Annotated in this window: 21 protein-coding genes and 1 tRNA gene; 10 read left to right on the top strand and 12 right to left on the bottom strand. The window is 41.3% G+C overall.

Translation table 11 applies throughout. The features are described 5' to 3' along the window. The first annotated feature begins 12 nt into the window (after positions 1 to 12). Positions 13 to 270, top strand: a complete 258-nt coding sequence (locus HWE15_RS01685; RefSeq protein WP_290505761.1) for a DUF4834 family protein — start codon at positions 13 to 15, stop codon at positions 268 to 270. 13 nt (positions 271 to 283) lie between these two features. On the opposite strand, the gene HWE15_RS01680 is transcribed toward HWE15_RS01685, so the two are convergent. Next, positions 284 to 1,474: a class I SAM-dependent methyltransferase gene (locus HWE15_RS01680; protein ID WP_290505760.1), complete on the bottom strand. Its 1,191-nt coding sequence runs from the start codon at positions 1,472 to 1,474 to the stop codon at positions 284 to 286. Further along, complete coding sequence (locus HWE15_RS01675) at positions 1,474 to 2,463, bottom strand: aspartate-semialdehyde dehydrogenase (RefSeq protein WP_290505905.1); 990 nt, start codon at positions 2,461 to 2,463, stop codon at positions 1,474 to 1,476. The genes HWE15_RS01680 and HWE15_RS01675 overlap by 1 nt, the downstream gene beginning before the upstream one ends. Before the next feature lie 136 nt (positions 2,464 to 2,599). On the opposite strand from HWE15_RS01675, the gene HWE15_RS01670 reads away from it, so the two are divergent. Both HWE15_RS01670 and HWE15_RS01665 read left to right on the top strand, forming a co-directional pair. After that, entirely contained in the window at positions 2,600 to 5,101 is a 2,502-nt protein-coding gene (locus HWE15_RS01670; protein ID WP_290505759.1) for a lamin tail domain-containing protein, read from the top strand. A gap of 69 nt (positions 5,102 to 5,170) precedes the next feature. Then, entirely contained in the window at positions 5,171 to 5,341 is a 171-nt protein-coding gene (locus HWE15_RS01665; RefSeq protein WP_290505758.1) for a hypothetical protein, read from the top strand. A 71-nt stretch (positions 5,342 to 5,412) separates the two neighbouring features. Here the strand turns inward: HWE15_RS01665 and HWE15_RS01660 are convergent, their stop codons facing one another. Continuing rightward, positions 5,413 to 6,480, bottom strand: a complete 1,068-nt coding sequence (locus tag HWE15_RS01660; RefSeq protein WP_290505757.1) for an isoaspartyl peptidase/L-asparaginase family protein — start codon at positions 6,478 to 6,480, stop codon at positions 5,413 to 5,415. 178 nt (positions 6,481 to 6,658) lie between these two features. Here HWE15_RS01660 and HWE15_RS01655 point away from each other — a divergent pair, with 178 nt between their 5' ends. Together HWE15_RS01655 and scpB are read left to right on the top strand one after the other, a co-directional pair. Further along, positions 6,659 to 7,042 carry a TraR/DksA C4-type zinc finger protein gene (locus HWE15_RS01655; RefSeq protein ID WP_290505756.1) on the top strand — a complete coding sequence of 128 codons (384 nt, stop codon included), beginning with the start codon at positions 6,659 to 6,661 and terminating at the stop codon, positions 7,040 to 7,042. Between the two features lie 2 nt (positions 7,043 to 7,044). Further along, complete coding sequence (gene scpB / locus HWE15_RS01650) at positions 7,045 to 7,605, top strand: SMC-Scp complex subunit ScpB (RefSeq protein ID WP_290505755.1); 561 nt, start codon at positions 7,045 to 7,047, stop codon at positions 7,603 to 7,605. A gap of 55 nt (positions 7,606 to 7,660) precedes the next feature. On the opposite strand, the gene HWE15_RS01645 is transcribed toward scpB, so the two are convergent. From HWE15_RS01645 to era, 4 genes are all read right to left on the bottom strand, one after another. Continuing rightward, entirely contained in the window at positions 7,661 to 8,299 is a 639-nt protein-coding gene (locus HWE15_RS01645; protein WP_290505754.1) for a SprT-like domain-containing protein, read from the bottom strand. Between the two features lie 62 nt (positions 8,300 to 8,361). Then, the gene (locus HWE15_RS01640; protein ID WP_290505753.1) at positions 8,362 to 8,589 is read right to left on the bottom strand and encodes a hypothetical protein; all 228 of its coding nucleotides are present in this window, start codon (positions 8,587 to 8,589) and stop codon (positions 8,362 to 8,364) included. Between the two features lie 76 nt (positions 8,590 to 8,665). Then, complete coding sequence (der, locus tag HWE15_RS01635; RefSeq protein ID WP_290505752.1) at positions 8,666 to 9,979, bottom strand: ribosome biogenesis GTPase Der; 1,314 nt, start codon at positions 9,977 to 9,979, stop codon at positions 8,666 to 8,668. Between the two features lies 1 nt (position 9,980). Continuing rightward, the gene (gene era, locus HWE15_RS01630; protein ID WP_290505751.1) at positions 9,981 to 10,874 is read right to left on the bottom strand and encodes a GTPase Era; all 894 of its coding nucleotides are present in this window, start codon (positions 10,872 to 10,874) and stop codon (positions 9,981 to 9,983) included. 199 nt (positions 10,875 to 11,073) lie between these two features. On the opposite strand from era, the gene HWE15_RS01625 reads away from it, so the two are divergent. Both HWE15_RS01625 and HWE15_RS01620 read left to right on the top strand, forming a co-directional pair. Beyond that, positions 11,074 to 11,146, top strand: a tRNA-Met gene (locus tag HWE15_RS01625). Positions 11,147 to 11,413: 267 nt separating this feature from the next. After that, positions 11,414 to 11,665: a hypothetical protein gene (locus tag HWE15_RS01620; protein WP_290505750.1), complete on the top strand. Its 252-nt coding sequence runs from the start codon at positions 11,414 to 11,416 to the stop codon at positions 11,663 to 11,665. Between the two features lie 13 nt (positions 11,666 to 11,678). Here HWE15_RS01620 and HWE15_RS01615 read toward each other — a convergent pair whose 3' ends face one another. Continuing rightward, positions 11,679 to 12,314: a GDSL-type esterase/lipase family protein gene (locus HWE15_RS01615; RefSeq protein ID WP_290505749.1), complete on the bottom strand. Its 636-nt coding sequence runs from the start codon at positions 12,312 to 12,314 to the stop codon at positions 11,679 to 11,681. A gap of 92 nt (positions 12,315 to 12,406) precedes the next feature. Here HWE15_RS01615 and HWE15_RS01610 point away from each other — a divergent pair, with 92 nt between their 5' ends. Both HWE15_RS01610 and HWE15_RS01605 read left to right on the top strand, forming a co-directional pair. After that, the gene (locus tag HWE15_RS01610) at positions 12,407 to 13,240 is read left to right on the top strand and encodes a hypothetical protein (protein ID WP_290505748.1); all 834 of its coding nucleotides are present in this window, start codon (positions 12,407 to 12,409) and stop codon (positions 13,238 to 13,240) included. A gap of 4 nt (positions 13,241 to 13,244) precedes the next feature. Beyond that, on the top strand, positions 13,245 to 13,844 hold the full coding sequence (locus tag HWE15_RS01605; protein ID WP_290505747.1) for a class I SAM-dependent methyltransferase: 600 nt from the start codon (positions 13,245 to 13,247) through the stop codon (positions 13,842 to 13,844). On the opposite strand, the gene HWE15_RS01600 is transcribed toward HWE15_RS01605, so the two are convergent. The 3 genes from HWE15_RS01600 to HWE15_RS01590 form a co-directional block, all read right to left on the bottom strand. Next, complete coding sequence (locus tag HWE15_RS01600; protein ID WP_290505746.1) at positions 13,834 to 15,183, bottom strand: neutral/alkaline non-lysosomal ceramidase N-terminal domain-containing protein; 1,350 nt, start codon at positions 15,181 to 15,183, stop codon at positions 13,834 to 13,836. The genes HWE15_RS01605 and HWE15_RS01600 overlap by 11 nt on opposite strands. Positions 15,184 to 15,186: 3 nt before the next feature. Continuing rightward, positions 15,187 to 16,350: an AIR synthase related protein gene (locus tag HWE15_RS01595; protein WP_290505745.1), complete on the bottom strand. Its 1,164-nt coding sequence runs from the start codon at positions 16,348 to 16,350 to the stop codon at positions 15,187 to 15,189. Positions 16,351 to 16,732: 382 nt separating this feature from the next. Next, positions 16,733 to 17,719, bottom strand: coding sequence for a D-alanine--D-alanine ligase (locus tag HWE15_RS01590; protein ID WP_290505744.1), 987 nt, complete (start codon positions 17,717 to 17,719; stop codon positions 16,733 to 16,735). 179 nt (positions 17,720 to 17,898) lie between these two features. On the opposite strand from HWE15_RS01590, the gene HWE15_RS01585 reads away from it, so the two are divergent. Continuing rightward, positions 17,899 to 20,085 (top strand): S9 family peptidase, encoded by a 2,187-nt coding sequence (locus HWE15_RS01585; RefSeq protein WP_290505743.1) that lies wholly within the window; start codon positions 17,899 to 17,901, stop codon positions 20,083 to 20,085. An 86-nt stretch (positions 20,086 to 20,171) separates the two neighbouring features. Here HWE15_RS01585 and HWE15_RS01580 read toward each other — a convergent pair whose 3' ends face one another. Beyond that, complete coding sequence (locus HWE15_RS01580; RefSeq protein ID WP_290505742.1) at positions 20,172 to 20,411, bottom strand: hypothetical protein; 240 nt, start codon at positions 20,409 to 20,411, stop codon at positions 20,172 to 20,174. Positions 20,412 to 20,491: the final 80 nt, after the last annotated feature.

Here is a 20,491-nt window from a genome sequence, read left to right as displayed (position 1 = left end):
AAAATCTACGTTTTGGTAAAGTTTCTAATAATAATCTTAGGTGTTGGTTGGTTGCTTGGGCAATTGATTCGCTACTTTCTTCGAACCAAGTTGGCCAAGTTTGCCCAACAGGTAGCAGAAGCGGAGCGGGAGCAACGAAGAACTCAGCAAGCACAATCCAGAAGGAGTGATGAAGTACATGTGGATTTTATCCCTAAGGATCACGATCGAAAACGCCAAAAAGATATAGATGGCGGCGAATATGTCGACTTTGAAGAAGTGAAGGAGTAATCCTTCACTTTTTTTATTTGAGTACTCTTCTACAACGAAAAACCTGAAAACCCTTTAGGGTTTTGGTCCCAATCAAATACTCTTCACCGCCATCTTTGAGACCTAGTTTTTTGCGGAGTTCCTCAGCACCCATGGAATAATTTCGTGTGATCACATTTGCCTTTCCACTAGGAATTATTTTCTGGATATCTTTTTTTCTTGGGGACACTTCTTCCATGATTTCAAAGACCCTTCCCGGGATATTTTGAGGGATATTGGTCGAAGTATAGAGATGGCTGTTTGGATCTATTTTTTTCAACCCGAAGCGTTTTCCAAATAGCTTAAAAGCCCCGGTTTTTAAAATTCCACTTAAAGGCTCAATGAGGTATTTTCCCGGATCTCCAAATTCCGAACTTGCCTGCTCTTCTTCCTCCTGAAAGAAGGAAAAAGGAGGGTAATCGGATTCTAGGTCAAAAACTTCAATTCGTTTTGGTTGACCTTCCATCAATTTGGACCAATGGAGAAGTAGTTCTTTGACCTCATTTTTTACTGACAGTACAGTGATTTTCTGAATATCTGGCAAGGTTTTCCAAGCCTGAGAAATATCCAGCATGGGAGAGTATTTGAGAAGAACCTGAGAGGCTTTTGATTTGAGAAGGTCCCATGCTTCCACTAGATTCGGTTCACAATCCTCCAGCTTGTACAATTTCTGATTTCCTTTTCCCCGCCTCGCAGGATCGGCATATACTAAGTCAAAGGATTGGTTGGTCTTTTTTAAAAACTCGATACCATCACCCAGAAAAAAATCGAACTTTCCAGTAGTTATCTGTTCCAAATTATGACGGGATATCTCAAAAAGTTCGGGTTGCTGCTCGCAATAAATAGCTGTTTTAAAACCCTTGCTCAAATAATAGGAATCTACACCCAAGCCTCCCGTGAGGTCCAGCATGCTATCCCCGGATAACTTCTCAGCTTTGAATCGGGCGGTAATTTCTGAACTGCTTTGTTCGAGAGGAATATTTCCTGGGAAAAAAATAGATGGATTGGCTATCCAATCAGGTAATTTCTTTTTCAGACTTTTTCGCGCGGCGATTTGTTGGACAGCAGCCTGAAGATCAAACTTTACTTTGCCATGGTATTTTAATCGAATTTGAACAGGATCATCCTGAAGATGATCCTGCACAAATTGTTGGAATTCAGCGCTATGAAATTCGCTGAAATCCATTAAACCAAGCCTTCTGCAACTAAGTATTCTGCAATCTGAACCGCGTTTGTAGCGGCACCTTTTCTAAGATTATCCGCCACAATCCACATATTTAAGGTATTCTCTTGTGACTCATCTCTTCGGAGACGGCCTACGAAAACCTCATCACGTTTGTGGGCAGTGATAGGCATTGGATACAAGAGATTTGCCGGATCATCTTGAACAATCACCCCAGGAGTTTCAGAAAGAAGCTTTCGAACTTCCTCCATGTCAAAATCTTCTTTGAACTCAACATTGACAGATTCAGAGTGCCCTCCGATCGTCGGGATTCGGACAGTAGTCGCTGTTACAGCGATGGCATTATCCCCGAAAATCTTTTTGGTTTCGTTGATCATTTTCATTTCCTCCTTGGTATAGCCATTAGGTTGGAATACATCGATATGAGGAAGCACATTCATATCAATTTTATAAGGATATACCATTTCAGGTTCTTCTCCTGAGCGCTCAGCCATCATTTGATCTACAGCAGCTTTGCCGGTTCCGGTTACAGACTGATAGGTAGAAACAACAATTCGTTTGATTCCATATCGCTGACGCAAAGGCTCCAACGCTAAGACCATTTGGATGGTGGAGCAGTTGGGGTTTGCGATAATTTTATCCTCAGTGGTAAGTTCCTTTGCATTGATTTCTGGCACAACCAATTTTTTACTTGGATCCATTCGCCAAGCCGAAGAATTGTCCACTACGGTGGTGCCGACTTCTGCAAATTTTGGAGCCCACTCCAGAGAAGTGCTTCCACCCGCTGAGAAGATGGCAATTTGTGGTTTGGCCGCTACTGCTTCTTCCAAGCCAATTACCGTGTAGGTTTTGTCTTTGTAGGTTATTTGTTTTCCTACTGATCGCTCGGAAGCAACCAATAGTAATTCATCATATGGAAAATTGTGCTCATCAAGCACCTCAAGAATTTCGGAGCCTACGAGTCCGGTAGCTCCTACCACTGCAAGTTTCATGTCGTTGGTTCGATAGGTTTTATTTGGATTGCAAAAGTAAGAGTCTTCGCTCATTTTCAGGGGAATACTTTGAAAAATCCTTCTTTTTCATTTAAAAAATCTTTTATATTTTTAGTCAATAACTTTTTTAGGAATTATGAAGTTTTTCTGTTTTATCGTTTTTCTTGCTTGTATTTTGTTTGTCGAGTTTTCATGGTCCCAAACCTTCAAGCAGGACTTTGAATCTCCTTTTGAAATAAAATCCTTTCCAGAACCATTTTTATCCGGCTGGTATGGAAATGAAGTTCGGTCGACTTCTTCTCGGATTTTTCAGGTGGATTCAGAAGGGATTCAAGGTGCCAAGGCTTTAGCGGTCCAGCCAATTTCGACTTTTGATGGAGAGCTTACTATTCGATTGAATCCCAAAGATTTTATAGAGCCGAAGATTCGGTTTTGGGCGAAATCAGCTCGAAATGGGTCAGGGACAAGGTCGGCAATTTTGACCTACAGTTTTTCAAATACTTTGGATGCGGGTTTCTTGGAGGAAATTCAATTAGGCTCTGAGGATGAATTTCCAAATGAAGATCAGGCCTATCGATTATTCCAACTAGATTTTCCTACTGAATTGTGGGATGAAGAGGAGGTTTTTCTGAGAATTTGGATTCGATATGGTCCGGGTTCCGGCTCCTGTGCGCGTTGGTTCATGGATGATTTTGAATTTGGGGATTGGGAAGAAGATCGAAAATCTCCAGAAATAATTTCGGTTAGAGGATATAGAAGAGACCAATTGGAATTGAGCTTTTCAGAACCTTTGGATCCCATTTTTTCCCAAATCCAACTCAATTATGATCTCGAAGGGATGGAGCCTTCTGAAGCAATTCTTCAGCAGGATTCGGTGGTTATTCTTGGTTTCGCCCAAGAGTTTGAAGAAGGGAAAAACTATCAATTAAACGTCCGACAAATCCCGGATTTAGCCGGGAATTTTTTAGTGGATACCACAATTAATTTTCTTTTTCAAGATCCTACAGCCATTGATTTCAAAGATTTGGTCATCAATGAACTGATGCCTGCACCACGGGAGGGAAATGATCTGCCCAATGTGGAATATGTGGAACTTTATCATCGAGGCGAGAAGGACTTTCGGTTGGGAGGTTTGGTGTTGGCAAATTCTAGAAATCAGACCGTATTATCCGATTATTGGATGAGTCCCGGAGAGTATTTGATAGTAGCGCCGGAAAATGGTGCTGATGCCTTGAAGGAGTTTGGAAACGTAATACCTGTTAAAAATTGGCCGATACTTTTTAATTTTGGGGATGAAATCAGCCTTGTTGGTATTGATGGAGAGCTAATCGATCGAATTTCATATGCTACGGCTAGTTGGGGAGGTAGTGAATACAGCGGGGGAGGGTATAGTTTGGAAGTAGTGAATCCAAATTTGCTTTGTGATCAAGAAGCCTTTCTCAAACCTTCCATTGACTCAAAAAGGGGGACTCCAGGAATTGAAAACTCTGTTTTGGATTTGAGTCCTGATGATACAGCTCCCCAAATCATGGATTATTTTTTCAGGAATGAAAAGCAATTAGTCGTTCAATTTTCTGAGTATATCCGGCCAAGATTTGAGATGGATTTCTTGGAGTTCAATCCTTCTCAATTATTGGATTCTGTCTGGATTCAGCGTAATGCTTTATTTATTCAACTGGAAGATGAATTTCCTGAGAATCAAACCATAGAACTTCGATTAGCCTCTTTTTCAGATTGCAGTGGGAATGTCTTAGCTCTACAGGTTTTGGAAATCATCCGCCCTAAAATTGCAGAAAATGGAGAGCTCTTTTTGAATGAAGTTCTCTTCAACCCATTGAGCGGCAGTCCCAAATTTGTTGAGTTGGCTAATTCAACAGATCTGTACTTAGAGATTGGAAAATGGAACTTGGCGAATCGGGACGATCAGGGTGAATTGGATCAAATCAGATCCCTATCTGATGGCAGTTTAGTAATTCCTCCTCGTTCGTTTATAGCTGTGACTACTGACTCGAGCAGGTTGAAACTAGATTACCCTAAATCTTCGAATGGTCTTTTTCACCAAATGAATTCTCTCCCTAGCTATCCGATTGCAGGAGGAACAGTAGTCTTATTGGATCCACAAGGTCAGGTAGTGGAGGAGTTGGCTTACAGTGAGGACTTGCATCATCCTTTACTTCGCAATCCAAAAGGTGTTTCTTTGGAACGGGTGTCGACCCAAAGCCCTGTTTCTTATTCTGGAAACTGGCACTCAGCTTCTGGAAATGAAGAATATGCAACCCCGGGCAGAAAGAATTCTCAGCATGTCCCCGGAGAATTTGCTGGAAATTTGATTCAAATTGACCCTGAAATTTTTGACCCTGAGGGCAGTAACGGAAATACCTTCACAACTATTCGCTATGAGGTTGATCAACCAGGTTGGATTGGTACATTTCGGGTGTATGATCTTGCAGGAAGGATCATTCAGGTCTTAGGCCAAAATGAAATTTTAGCGACCCAGGGGATTTACACTTGGACGGGAACGGATTCACAAGGTAGAAAAGTGCGACCGGGGTATTATATCTTGTTGGTGGAACTTTTTGATTTGGACGGAAGGCTCCAAACCATCAAAAAAACAATTATAATTGCTGAAAGACTTTAATTTTTTTTCTAAATCATAAAACATGAGTCACTAAAAATCAGTAGATTAGAGTAATTAATCACTCATATTATGGAACCCGGAATAATCAATAATGCCCTAAAACAATTTTGCGTGGAAGAATCAAAGTCACTTGCTGACGTTGTTCAATATCTAAAAATGAAGTATCGAATTGATGCCGATGAATTGATTTTGAAAAAGCGCCTTGAAAAATTATTAAATCAAGAGAAAGCAGTTGCTTGATTTTGTAGAGTATTCCACAAGCTAAAAAGCCGGTTAAATTTATGTTTAACCGGCTTTTTAATTCTTTTAGATCAATTTTCGTCCTTGTAAATAAAGGTTTTGGCCTCTTCTCCTGCTTTTCGATACCCTCTGTACATTCCTTCAGAATTGAACGGCATGGCGATATTTCCATTGCGGTCAATGGAAATAATTCCACCCGAACCGCCCATTTCAACCAATTGCTTCATCACCACTTCATCTGCTGCTTCGGAAAGACTTTTTCTTCCATAGCGGATCAAAGAGGCGATTTCATGACCCACGACATTTCGGATAAAATATTCGCCGTGACCCGTGGCGGAAACGGCACAAGTTTCATTATCTGCATAAGTTCCTGCACCGATAATAGGTACATCTCCTACACGTCCATAGCGTTTATTCGTCATTCCCCCAGTAGAAGTTGCAGCAGCAATGTTTCCATTTTTATCCAGCGCTACTGCCCCGACGGTCCCAAATTTTCTATCCTTGAAAAATGGATCTCCCAGTTCCATCTCCAAAAGTGAACTGTGGTCTAATTCAGTTTTTTCTGTTTCCCGAATTTTTTCCAGTTGTTCGAATCGGAAATCTGTGTAGAAATAATCAGGAGAAACAAATTCTAGATTTTGCTCCTCAGCAAACTGTTCGGCACCTGCACCGGTCATAAAGACATGGGGAGAATTCTCCATGACCGCCCGTGCCGCTGTGATTGGGTTTTTTACCTTGGTTAATCCCGCCACAGCACCGGCATTTCGATCTATTCCATTCATGATGGCTGCATCCATTTCATTTTTTCCTTCATTGGTAAAAACGGCACCTTTTCCTGCATTAAAAAGTGGGCTGTCTTCCATAACCATCACTGCTGATACGACAGCATCCAAAGCTGTACATCCGGATTCCAATACGGCGTAGCCAGCATCCAGCGCTTCTTTCAATTTGGCGCGATAAGCAGCATCCTGCTCTGGAGTCATATTTTCTTTGAGAATTGTCCCCGCACCTCCATGGATTGCTAAAGCAAAGTCTGCCTGTTTCGTTGGAGTTGTTTTAACTTCTTGATTTTCAGTATTCTGGCTGCATGACCAAAGAAGAACGCCAAAGAATATGCTAAGAATGAGTTTGGTTTTCATGACAATATTTGGATTTTCTTGGGTCGAAATAGGGTAAAAAATGGCTTTTCTGCCATAATTAAGGAGATTTTTTTGAAATGAATCCATCATTAAATTTTTGTAATTCAGATCACCCGCGTATTTTAGGGAACTTTAAAATACCCAGTACGTCAATGTATTGACATCTAATCAGAATACTATGAGCCAGGAAGAGAAAACAACCTATTCCCCAGAGGAATTGAAGGAATTTGAAGAGATCATTTTGAATAAACTTGCAGTTGCACGTGAGGAACTCAATATGCTTAAAGAATCTTTAAGCAAAAAGAATGACAGCGGTACAGACAATACGGCGTCTACCTCTAAGCTACTGGAAGATGGAGCGGATACCTTAGAGCGTGAAAGTCTCAGTCAGTTAGCGGCTCGTCAACAAAAGTTTATCATCAATTTGGAAAATGCATTGATCCGGATCAAGAATGGCACCTATGGTGTTTGTGTAGATACCGGAAAATTAATTTCCAAGGAGCGTCTTCGCGCGGTACCTCATACCATGCATTCAATCGAGGCAAAACTTGCTAAAAAATAAGTTTGGATTTTTTACCCAAACATATCGAGGCATTGATTTTCTGCAGCCCCAGTCCTTTGGGGCAGGCAGAAATTCAAAAATGTTTATCCGAGATGTTTGAATCGGAAGTTCCGATGGAACATATCCATGAAGCCATCGAACTTTTGATTAAAAAGTACCAACATGATGACTTTTCCTTCAGTTTGGAAAAAATTGCAGGAGGTTATCAATTTCTTACCAAGCCAGCTTATCAAACAAGTATTGCGATTTTGCTCAAACAGCAAAGTCAAAAGCGATTGTCTACAGCCCAATTAGAGACACTTTCCATCATTGCCTATCGTCAACCCGTTACCAAGGGGGAGATTGAACAGATCCGAGGTGTGAATTCTGATTATTCTGTTCAGAAACTTTTGGAAAAAGAACTTATTGAGATCAAAGGGAAATCCGAAGGAATCGGAAGGCCTTTGATCTACGGGACTTCCCCAAAATTCATGGAATACTTTGGGATCAATTCCATTCAGGATTTACCTCAGCCAAAGGATTTTTCCCAACCGGATAATCAGATCGGAGAAGAGCGGGAGTAGGTTTCAGTAGGCAGTAAACAGTAGGTAGGATCAGTACATTAATTTGTTGATAGCCTTACTCTCCAGCCATACCAATTTCCAGTCTTACTTGTGCCATTTGGGAAATTAGGTAACGTTTCCCCGTGCTGATTTCTTCACACAAAACCCGTGTTCGTCGGGTTTCTTTTTTCCGGAATTTTCGTCCATTTAATTCAAAAACTTTTTCAGGCTGAATATCTGCCAAAAAAATCCCTGTTTTCGTTTCTGTAGCTGAATTGTACTTATTCAATTCTTTGGTCAAAAATAAATCCCCAACAGAGCTTGCCTTCGGGTTTCGCATGTGTCTAGATAAGGGAATCAAGATATCCTTTGGGAAAACCTCTTTTCTCAAAAGGGGACTCATCAGTTCCTGAAAAGTTCGTTTCCATTCATTTCCGTGAGGAGGGATATTCAAACCATGCCGAATAAAAGCATGCAAATGTGCTACCTCATGAATGAAGGTGATTAAAAACTGAAAAGCATTCAGGTCGCCGTTAATGGTGATGGTTTGGAGCGGGCGATCTTTTCTCCATCGAAAATCACCGAATTTACTTTTTCGGGATCGAGTTACTGAAAAATTGAAGGGATTCCTTTTCCAAAGCTCCAAGCAATAATCAATACTATTCGGAGGAAGATATTGCTGGAGAATCTGATGAAGTCTTTGGGTTGAATCCATTTCTCTAAAATAAAAAAAGAGCTCCAGAATTTCCGGAGCTCTTCGATCTTGTTTAGAAGAAATTATTTTGCTTCCTCAGTAGCAGTTTCAACAGTTTCTTCAACTGTCTCTTCTACCTGCTCCATAGTATCTTCTACGGCTTCTTCGGTAGCTTCAACAGCCTCTTCAGTAGTTTCCTCAATAGTTTCAACTACTTCTGTTTCTACAGTTTCTTCTTTAACTTCTTTGTTGCCGCAAGATGCAGTTGCCATCAAGCCAGCGATTGCGAAAATTGCAAATACCTTTTTCATTTTTTGTGTTTTTCTTAATTCAGCGCAAATGTATTAGAAGTTTTCGCAATAATGCAATAGTCCGTTCAAATAAATTTTATTTGCTTTTATAGACGATTTTCACCGGTACTCCCTCGAAATCAAAGTTCTCCCGAAGCCTGTTTTCAAGGAATCGGGTATAAGGACTTTTGATGTATTGTGGAAGGTTGCAGAAGAAGGCAAATACTGGGTTTTTGGTCGGTAATTGGGTTACATATTTGATCTTAATGTATTTTCCTTTCCAGGCAGGAGGGGGGTAATTTTCGATTTCCGGAAGCATTACATCATTCAACTTGGAAGTTGGAATTCGGCGGTTTTTGTTTTCATAAACCTTCACTGCCAATTCAATCGCTTGGAAGATTCGTTGTTTTTCGGTCACAGAAGTAAAGATGATCGGAATCCATTTATGTTCGCCCAACCGTTCCAGCATCTGATCTTTGAATTTATTCATGGTCTTGTGGTCCTTTTCGATCAAATCCCACTTATTCACCATGATCATGACGCCTTTGTTGTTTTTGATGGCTAAGCTTATCAGGTTGATGTCTTGAGATTCCAATCCTCTTGAGGCATCTACCATAACAATGACCACATCCGACTCCTCCAAAGTTCGGAGCGAGCGCATCACTGAGTAAAACTCAATGTCTTCCTTGACTTTGGCTTTCTTACGAATTCCGGCCGTATCCGTGATGATAAAATCCTGTCCAAAAAGCTTGTAGCGGGTGTGAATTGCATCCCGTGTTGTACCGGCTTCATCCGTTACGATGGATCGATCTTTTCCTAAAAGTGCATTCAAGAACGATGACTTACCTACGTTTGGTCTTCCCAAAATGGAGATTTTTGGAATACCTGCATCTGGATCCTCTTCTCCTGAATCTTCAAAATGAGTAACTACCTGATCTAGTAATTCTCCTGTTCCACTTCCACTGGTGGCAGCGATCGGGTAAATTTCAAAATCACTGATTCCCAAGGCATAGAATTCACTGGCCATTAGCGCCTTGTCTGCACTATCTGCCTTGTTTGCTACGACATAAATGGGTTTTTGAGTCCCTCGAAGTTCATTTGCAAATTCCTTGTCTAAGTCTGTCAGTCCATCATGACAATCGGTGATAAATAATATAACATCGGCTTCTTCCACCGCCAGTTTCACCTGTTTGCGGATTTCCGCTTCGAATACATCATCCGAACCGGTCACATATCCACCTGTGTCGATCACAGAGAAAAATTTCCCGTTCCACTGGGCATGTCCATAGTGACGGTCACGGGTGACGCCACTCAAGTTGTCCTCGATGGCTTTCCGTTCTTCAACCAGTCGGTTAAAGAGTGTGGATTTTCCTACATTAGGTCTTCCTACAATTGCTACAATATTTGCCATATCAAGAGGGGTCGTATCCGAATTTTCTAAGTTTGTTTTTGTTTTTACGCCAGTCTGGTTCCACCTTCACAAAGGTTTCCAAATGGACTTTTTTACCGAAAAAGGTTTCTAAATCTTGTCGGGCTTCGATTCCGACTTTTTTGAGCATTTTTCCTTTTTCGCCAATGATGATGCCTTTTTGACTATTACGCTCTACGAAAATATTGGCTCGCATGCGAATAATATCAGGACTTTCGTGGAAATCTTCAATCACTACTTCGGTACTGTATGGGATTTCCTTTTTATAGTTTTTGAAAATTTTCTCCCGAATAATCTCGGAAGCAAAGAACCGCTCCGGTCTATCTGTTAGTTCCTCTTTATCATAAAAAGGAGGGTGTTCCGGGAGTCGATCCAGAATTTCTTGCATAATCCGCTCGGTATTGAAATTCTCTAAAGCGGAAATAGGAATGACCGTATCTGCTTTCAGTCGCGAAGTCCAATAATTGGTTACCTCCTCAAGCTGTCCTTCTTTGGCTAAATCAATTTTATTGATGACTAGCAATATGGGTACGCCTGATTGATTGATGCGATCAATGATTTGCTCGATTTCAGCATCCGTTTCAAATAGGTCTGTAACAAAAAGGATGATGTCAGCATCTTCCAAGGAAAGATTGACAAAAGACATCATACTCTTGTGAAGCTCATATTGTGGCTTGAGCATACCAGGAGTATCGGAGAAGACAATTTGGTAATTGTCTGCATTGGTTAAACCCAATATCCGGTGCCTTGTGGTTTGGGATTTAGGAGAAATGATGGAGATGGGCTCCCCTACCAAAATATTCATCAGGGTGGACTTGCCCACGTTGGGTTTTCCGATGATGTTTACAAATCCTGCCTGATGAGATTTTGGAGTCATTTTTCTTAAATTTTTGACAAAGGTACTTGATTTTTGAGAGTTTGTCCTTACCTTTGTACCACAATTCACCACAAGGGTGATTGGAACTAAAAATAATACGCTAAAGTTTTAAAAATATATCGCGGGATGGAGCATCCCGAGTCCTGATAATTATCGGGAGGAGGTAGCTCGTCGGAATCCCTTCTCACAAACAACATATCGCGGGATGGAGCAGTTGGTAGCTCGTCGGGCTCATAACCCGAAGGTCACAGGTTCGAGTCCTGTTCCCGCTACTACGAAGCCGGTCAGAAATGATCGGCTTTTTTATTTCATTTAAGATTGGGGTTACAGGTTCGACCCGCGATGGCTATCGGGGCTGTTCCCGCTACTACGAAGCCGGTCAGAAATGATCGGCTTTTTTGTTTCATAAGTTTTTGTCCCGAATTTTAATATCAATTTAAGAGTGTTTTCTATTTCCTAATTTCAGGAAACTTTCTATCATCGATCTTTTTAATCCCAAATTGAGCACTTATTTTTCGTATCTAAGTGAATTAAAAAACATGTTCGACAGTCCCGAATACCCCAAATCCCTATCAGAAGACCTCTTTGAAGAATGGTTGGAAACCGGTCGTGAAAGCCGAATTCCTTACGCCTATATGTTGGTGATTTGGGATGAAATTGAAAGAAAATACAGGCCCGTTTATGTCGAACAGCGAAATCAAATTCATAGCTATCCCCGATTTGGTCAGTCTCCCGAAAACCAAATGCTGGTAGCAGCTTATGATTTGTATTCTGAGTCCAGAGTTGTTTAGGTTGATTTGCCGATTATAATCTGATAGCTCTCGCTACTGCTGCAGCCATAATCCCAAGGCCTTCTTTATTGGGATGCACTCCGTCTGGAAGCAAATCGGCCCGGTCCATTAAGGGGGTATAGAGATCAATCATTTCTGAGCCACTGGACTGGACGATATCGATGATCATCATGCGTTGTTCATTATTCATGATATCAGCAGTAATTCCAAAATTGTCCTGTGTCACGGGGACAGGCATGACTACATAGACCTTCCCATCGGTTGGCATATGAGCTTTGAATTCGGCTATCATATCCAGATAATCTTGCCGAAAATCAGCCTTGTGAGCCCAGTTTTGGGGTTTGGAATCATTGGTTCCCAGCATGATTACCAAAATATCTGGAGCAAAGTCTTTCACTTCCTGGAATTGCGGTTCATTCCAATAAGGGTAGTCCCCTTTTCGAAGAAGCGTTCGTCCTCCTACTCCAAAATTTTTCACCAAATAGGTATCCCCAAGAATCGCTTGCAATTGTAATGGATAACTGTCTGGATTTTCTCTTCCCGGACCCTGGGTAATACTATTACCTACACAGGCGATTTTGATGGGTTCTTGCGCAATTGCAAAAAAGGAGAGAAATAGGGCTACTAGGCTGAGTGAAATCATTTTCATGGGTTATCTGGGTTTTGCTGTTTTCCGAAAATAGGAATTTTTGTTCAGGAAAAAATCCTTGTTTCTCTCTTGGAGCTACCTAATTTTACCAAATGCAATTTTTCGAAAAAATCATTCGCTGGATATCCTGGCTTTCCATTGATGTAGTCTTGGGAGCTCTAGCAGGGATGCTTTTTTTCTCCAGGTTGTTTCATGTCGATTTGCCCTGGCAACCTTATGCGCTATTGGGAATGGCGGTGTGGTGCATTTATAATCTGGACCATTTCATCGACGCAAATCAAGTTGGTAACAAACTTTCTGGAAGAAGACGTTTTCACCATCAAGCTCGAATGCCTGTTTTGATTGGAGTTGGAGTCTTAGCGGTAGTTGGATTAATCGGGGGCTTTTGGTGGTTTGGTTGGGGTTTAGAACTGCAACTGACTTTTTTGTTGGGAGCCATGATTGGCGGAATCCGTTTTTTGGTTTTGAAATTTGGAAAGGGCTGGATGAAGGAATTTTCAATTGCTTTATTTTATGTGACTGGGATATTCTGGCTTCCTTTTTTAAAATCAAATCCTTTGGATGGATCTACTTGGCAAGGAATATTTTTCATTTTGTACGTTTTATTGGCCATTCTGAATTTGTTAATCCTCTCTCTTTTAGATCAAGAGGAAGATCGTTTGGCTGGGTTTTTTTCAGTGTCTCAAGAGGTAGATCCTGTGATTTTAAGGCGTTGGGTTATCTATTTGATGTATGGGCTTTTTTCGATGTTGATTTTGGTTTTGCTTTTTGCTCCCTCTTTCTACAGATTATTTGCAGCATTTCTTTTTTTGATGACATTAAGCCATTGGTTTATCTTCAAAAAGGATCAAATGGATGCTGAAAAGAAACGAATAAGCATGGAATGGACCTTTGTTCTTCCTGCGCTTTTAACTTTTTTGAGCTAGCAAAATGGAAGATAAGTATCGGTGGGTTGCTCCAATATATCGCCGATTTTCTGAACTGGTTTTCGGGAAACAGCTTGCTCTGGCTAATCGGTATTTTCTTACTTCAGAGATTGAAGGGAATATTCTAATCATCGGGGGTGGAGATGGATTGGATTATCAGGACCTTGCTTCAAGGTGGAAAGGAGAATACTGGGAACTTTCCAAATGGATGCTTGAAGCCGCGAGGAAAAACATGAAAGACAGTCAATTCACCTTTCATTTGGGAGCTTTTTATTCAAAAATACCCTTCGATTGGGTGATTTTGCCTTTTGTATTGGACACCATGTCTGACCAGGATTTTCAGGTTTTATTTACTGAACTCAAGAAGCAACTTAATCCCGGCGCCCAATTGATTTTATCGGATTTTTTTCCGCCAAAAAATACCTTCCAAAAATTAGTGAGCTACTTGATGATACGTGTTTTTCGAGTGATTACTCAACACCCCCGGCATGATTTCCCTGATTATGGAAAATGGTTAGAGGAGAATGGGTTTAAGTTGATTGATGAAAAAAAATGGAAAGAGGGGTGGATTCGAAGTCAGGTTTGGAAACTCTCTAAGGCGTAGCATTCTTGATAATTTGGGTAATCAAATCATCAAAATATTTCCCATTTCCCGGTCCATACCAATTCATTTCCCGCACTTCATGAAAATGCTCATCATAGAGTTCATCGGGCGTGATATATCCAATATAGCCTCCATTGAAAGTGGTGATAATCAGATTAAGTCCTGCGGTATTGGCTTGGTTTTCCCATTTTTCATAAAAAACGCCTGATATCTCCCCGCTGGAAGCAATGAAAAGGGTATTTCCAATTTGAAGGATGTCCAAATGAGGGTTTGTATCGCCAACCAAAAAGTCAAATAGCCAAGGACGGATGCGCCAATTGTCAGCAATGCGAAGATGCGGTTCTCGAAGGTTGAGATCTAGTCTGCCAAATTCCAATTTTGGGTTTTTGACGGTGGCATACCGCGTCATTTTCAGCTGATTGATCGAATCCAAATCTTGGGCATAGCCTTGAATGGCTTCAGGCTGATTTCCGGAAGGCAAGGGTTTATGAGATCCAACCGTCCCGGAAGCAAAAAGTGCAAAATCAAACCCTTTTTCCTCCATCCGCTGCATCAAATAATAAGGATAATCTCCTGATAGCCCCATGAATTTTGAACTCAAACAGGTAGCATGAGCCGAATAGGTTAGAAAAGTGGCTTTCTCACCTGACTTTTTGGTTAAAATCAATTGACGGACAAAGGGGTCTGTAGGTCCATCTTTGATAAATCGGTTAGCAACTAATTCCCCGGCATCAGCCTTCCGGAAGTTGATAGAAACGGTATCCAGATTACTTTGAGCCTGTTCAAGGGCTTCTAAACTTCGCTGACTGATCAATTGGATGATTTCTTCTTGAAACCCACCAAAAGCGAATTCTCCAACAGGTCCCGGCATATAGCCGCCCATTCCTGAATGGGTATGCGTTGCAGTAAAAATCACCTGATCAATCTCCGGGAATTGGCTTTTGATTTCCGATTCGACAAATTTTGCCAAATAGGGATGAACGATCAGTAATTCGTAGCTCAGCCAAGCAACTTGACTTTTTCCATTACTGAGAAGGATTGTTTTGACAAAGCTGCTGTCTTCTACAAATTCATAAGGACCCCGAGGAGCATAGCCTACCAAATCCACGGGTTCAGGAGGAGTCATGTTGGTTTTTCCCCATCCTGCCAGCCAAGTTTGACCCTGACTGTTCTGCATCGGGAGGGTTTCCAGATTTTGAAAAGTCTCCCGATAAAAATCCTGATCGTCTATCGGGCTTCGGTCGACCCGGGTGATTGTTGCAACTGCCAAAAACACCAAAAAAAGAAAGATCCCAAGCAGGACCTTTCCAAATTTTTTCAATGCAGTTTTTTCAGCCATGGATTAATATTCAAAGGTTCCAAATGGACTTTGGATCGTTACTTTTTTACCTTCAAAGGGCTCCACCCGTCCGATAATTTTTGCCTCTATTCCATAGGATTCAGCGATATCGATAATTTCCTCTGCGTAGCGCTCATCCAAATAAATTTCCATCCGATGACCCATGTTGAAGACCTTATACATTTCTTTCCAATCCGTGCCACTTTCTTCTTGTATGATTCGGAAAAGAGGGGGCATTTCAAACAAATCATCCTTGATGATGTGGAGGTTGTCTACGAAATGTAGCACTTTGGTTTGGGCTCCTCCAGAGCAGTGAACCAATCCATGAATATGGGGTCGAAGATAATTCAACACATCTGCCATGATCGGGGCATAGGTTCGAGTAGGAGAGAGGACTAATTTACCCATGTCTACCGGAGCACCCGGAGCAGGATCGGTCAAATTGTATTTCCCGGTGTAAACCAATTCATCAGGTACTGCCGGATCGAAGGATTCCGGATACTTAGTTTTTAATAGCTTATTGAAAACATCATGGCGGGCAGAAGTCAATCCATTACTTCCCATCCCTCCATTATATTCAGTTTCATAATTTGCTTGGCCATAGGAAGCCAATCCTACAATGACATCACCTGCCTGGATTCGATCATTTGAAATTACTTCCTCTCGAGGCATTCGGCAAGTCACAGTGCTGTCTACAATTACCGTTCGAACCAAGTCTCCAACGTCAGCCGTTTCTCCTCCGGTTAGAATGGCGTTCACCCCATTGTCTCGGAGCATTTGCAAAACTTCCTCAGTGCCTTGGATGATGGCTGATATAACTTCTCCCGGGATAAGATTCTTGTTCCTTCCAATCGTGGATGAAACCAAAATATTGTTAATAGCTCCTACACAAAGGAGGTCATCAATATTCATGATGATGGCATCCTGAGCTATTCCTTTCCAAACACTTAAATCTCCTGTTTCTTTCCAATAGAGGTAAGCTAGTGAAGACTTTGTGCCTGCTCCGTCAGCATGCATAATGTTGCAGAAATCAGGGTCATTCCCGAGCGTGTCTTCAACGATTTTACAAAAAGCTTTGGGGAAAAGGCCTTTATCTAGGTTTGAGATGGCCTGATGCACGTCTTCTTTGGAGGCGGAAACACCGCGCTTCATATAGCGCTCGTTCATGGAGATTTGGGATTGGTTACCAGAGGACAAAGTTAAATATTCCCATTCATTGAGGAAGGAAATTGTAGGAAATATGTGCTTGGTGAAATACTGCTTTGCTTAAATACGATTCGCGATATACCGTGGAAATACATCTCGCTTCGCTCGATGAAATAGGCTTTCGGCAAAATACGATTGAGATATACCTCGCCTCTCTCGTGAAATGAACCCTAGGCGAAATAGTGGCTCCCATATTAAAGATTTGCTTTCAACCTATAAGATAGTTTCGGCACTTCCAGTGAAAATGGAAACTTTAAAAGCTTTAGGAAATTGCCCCGTTATGACGGTAAACTACTACTTACCACTCACTATTTACTCCCTTCTTCTATCTTCTCACTCACCCTCACTCAAACATCTCCTCAATCAATTGAGTATAGAAATCCTTCACGTCCATACCTATTGCCCGGACCTGCTGGGAGATTAGACTAGTTTCAGTCTGACCAGGGACTGTATTGATTTCAATGAAGAAAAACTTTCCTGTTTCATGCTCCAGAAAATAATCAATACGAACGGCCCCCTTACAGTTTAGCTTTTCATAAACCTTTTCAACGATTCGTGCCACTCGGGCAACCTCCTCTTCGTTCATTCGGCCTGGAGTAATTTCTTCCGTCACACCTGCGGTATATTTTGCTTCAAAATCAAAAAACTCTTTGCTACTGACGATTTCCGTTGCCGGGAGAACAGTGATCTTTCCTTTTCCTCGAAATACACCTATCGAAAATTCCCTGCCGGAAACAAATTCTTCAACCAAAACTTGCTTGTCCTCGGCAAAGGCTTTTTCCAGGGCTTCAGGCAATTCATCCCAAGTTTTGACTTTGGTCATACCGATTGAGCTTCCGCCATTATTGGGTTTAATGAAAAGGGGAAGCTTAAGCTCTGATTCAATCCGATGTCTATTTTGCTCAGAATTTTCAAAAAGTTGGATGGACTTGGCAATATTCAATTCCGGGATATCTGCCACAATGGCTTTGGTGTAGCCTTTATTCATGGTAATGGCTGAGGTCAATTGGTCGCAGGTGGTGTAGGGGATTCCCAACATATCAAAATAACCTGCCAATTTTCCGTCTTCTCCCGGAGAGCCATGAAGAATATTGAAAACCCCATCAAAGGTGATTTTTTCATCTTCAATTTTTACGCTGAAATCATTGAGGTCAACTGGTGTTTTTTCCCCTGAAGCCGATTCAAAATACCAATCGCCTGGATATACTAGAATTTTATATACATCGTAGCGATCCCGATCGATGGTTTTTTCGACAACTGCAGCGCTTTTCAGTGAAATGACGGATTCGCCGGTGAATCCTCCTGTTACCAAGGCAATTTTTTTCTTCATGCGGGGAAAAATTTCTATACGAAGTAGGAAAATTAATAGATATGCAACAAATATTATTCACTCTTCGACGATTCAAAGAAAAAACCGCTCCAAGGGACTCAAAGCCCTTGGAGGGTGGTAACTGCCGTATTATATTCGCCGACTACTATCGATGTATACACCCAAAAATTACTTTGAATATGAGTGAAAGCTTGAAAAAAGGCGGTTTTCTTTTTCTTTTCTTAATCTTCGCGGCGATTGGCCTTCAGGCTCAAGCACTGAAGAAAGTGACCTTGGAGGATGTCTTTAAAAAAGGCACCTTCTCTCAAAAGTCAGTCTACGGGATCAATTGGATGAAAGACGGACAATACTACAGTTCCCTCGTAAATCGTGCTGGCTTCCCGGCGGTTGTCAAAATTAATTTGGCAACGGGAGAGGAGGAAGCAATCCTACTCGATGGCAGAGCTCTTGGAGTCAACTTTTCTTCCTACTCTTTCAATTCCGATGAGTCCAAAGCGTTGATCGCAACCGATGTGGAATCCATCTATCGACGATCCTCGAAAGGTATTTTTTACGTGGTTGATTTGGCAACAGGGGAAAAGCAACAGCTGATGAATGGAGAGAAAATCTCCTACGCTACCCTTTCTCCGGATAATGATAAGGTTGCTTTTGTGAAAGACAACGACCTTTATATGGTGGAATTGGCGAGTAATAAACTAACCCAAATTACCACTGATGGGGAATGGAATAAAATCATCAACGGTGCTGCGGATTGGGTATATGAAGAGGAATTCTCCATGGCCCAAGCATTCAAATGGTCTCCCGACGGAAAGAAAATTGCTTTTATACGATTTGATGAGACCGATGTCCCCGAATTCAATATGCAGCTTTGGGGCAAACTATATCCAGAGGATTACCGATTCAAATATCCCAAAGCGGGAGAAAAAAATTCAGATGTAAGCATTCATGTTTATGATTTGGCCTCTGGCCAAACCTCAAAAATGGATACGGGATCTGAAACAGATATTTATTTGCCTCGGATCTATTGGACTCAGGATCCAAACCAACTCGCCTTTATTCGTCTCAATCGTCTACAAAATCAATTGGATCTTTTCCACGCAAATGCTTCTACCGGAGAGAGCAAATTGATTCTGTCTGAAAAAGCGGAAACTTATGTAGACTTGGATTTCAATGATAATTTGCAATACCTGAGTGATGGCAAAAGCTTTATCCGAACTTCAGAGCAAGATGGATTTAAGCATATCTATCATCATGCGATGGATGGAAGTCTGATACGTCAAGTGACTTCAGGGCCTTGGGAAGTTTCCGAACTGGTAGGAGTGGATGAGAAAGCCAAAAAAGTATACTTTGTTTCTACGGAAGTTTCCCCGTTAGAAAGAAATTTTTATGTGATTGATTTATCAGGTAAAAACAAAAAAGCATTAACTCCAGCAAAGGGGACCCATAGTATTAATATGAGTCCAGACCATCGCTTTTTCATTGATTACTTTTCTACAACAGATTCACCGGTCGTCGTGACGTTAAATGAGGCTTCTGGTAAGGAATTGAAAGTACTCGAGGAGAATACTGAGTTGAAAGCGCGTTTGAAAAGCTTTGCCTTAGGGGAAAAAGAATTTTTCAGTTTTCCTACTGTTGATGGGACTGAATTGAATGGATATGTGATCAAGCCTGCAGACTTTGATCCTAACAAGAAATATCCCGTTTTGATGTATGTCTATGGGGGACCAGGTTCTCAAAATGTGCGGAACTCCTGGGGAGGAACCCGAGATTTCTGGCATCAAGCTTTGGTTGCGGAAGGGTACATCGTGGCTTGTATAGATAATCGAGGTACAGGTGCTCGAGGAAGGGATTTCAAGCATGCCACCTATGCCAATCTTGGTAAGCTCGAAACCATTGACCAAATCGAAGGTGCCAAATATTTCGCTAAGCAGCCCTTTGTGGATGCTAGCCGTATCGGAATTTGGGGATGGTCTTATGGTGGGTATATGTCTTCTTTGGCACTAATGATCGGTAATGACGTATTCAAAACTGCTATTGCTGTCGCTCCGGTGACCACTTGGCGATACTATGACACCATTTATACTGAGCGTTACTTACAAACTCCTCAGTTGAATCCAGCTGGTTACGATGAAAATAGTCCAATTACCCATGTGAATAAACTGAAAGGTAATTTTCTGCTGATTCATGGAACTGGGGATGACAATGTGCATTTCCAAAACTCAGTAGATTTGGTCAATGCATTAATTGCAGCAGATAAACAATTCGAGACCTTCTATTATCCAAACCGGAATCATGGAATTTATGGAGGTAATACCACCTGGCATTTGTACACACAGATGACTGATTTCTTGAAGCGAAAGCTGTAAGGATCAAAAGCTAAAAAAACCGCAGGATGTGAATTCTGCGGTTTTTTTGTGGAAAAAACATTTCGTCGCCGCGTCTTTGCGAGGAATCAAGCTAATTTAATCTGATCCAAGTAAAATTTCATCCGACTGTGATCTCTTGGTAAAAAATCAATCTTATCGATTTTGTCCTCCTTGTGGTTATAAAAAACTTCGATGTATTCATTCTCGAGTAGGTAAAGATTAATCTTATGCCGGTAATAGCGGATAGCAACCACAAAGGTCCCTTCCATATAGAGGGTTTTGATCTTCTGATTCAAAGGCATATTTCTGAATTCTTCCCTACTCATGGTTTTCCTTCTAAGTCTCGAAATTAGTGAAAATGCTCGGGGCTATTCTAATTTTTTGAACCAATTAACAATAAAAAAAG

Source organism: Algoriphagus sp., assembly GCF_013373065.1.
Classification (GTDB): domain Bacteria; phylum Bacteroidota; class Bacteroidia; order Cytophagales; family Cyclobacteriaceae; genus Algoriphagus.
Note: the sequence above shows the minus strand (reverse complement) of the source record. Positions and strands in the feature narration are given on the sequence as shown.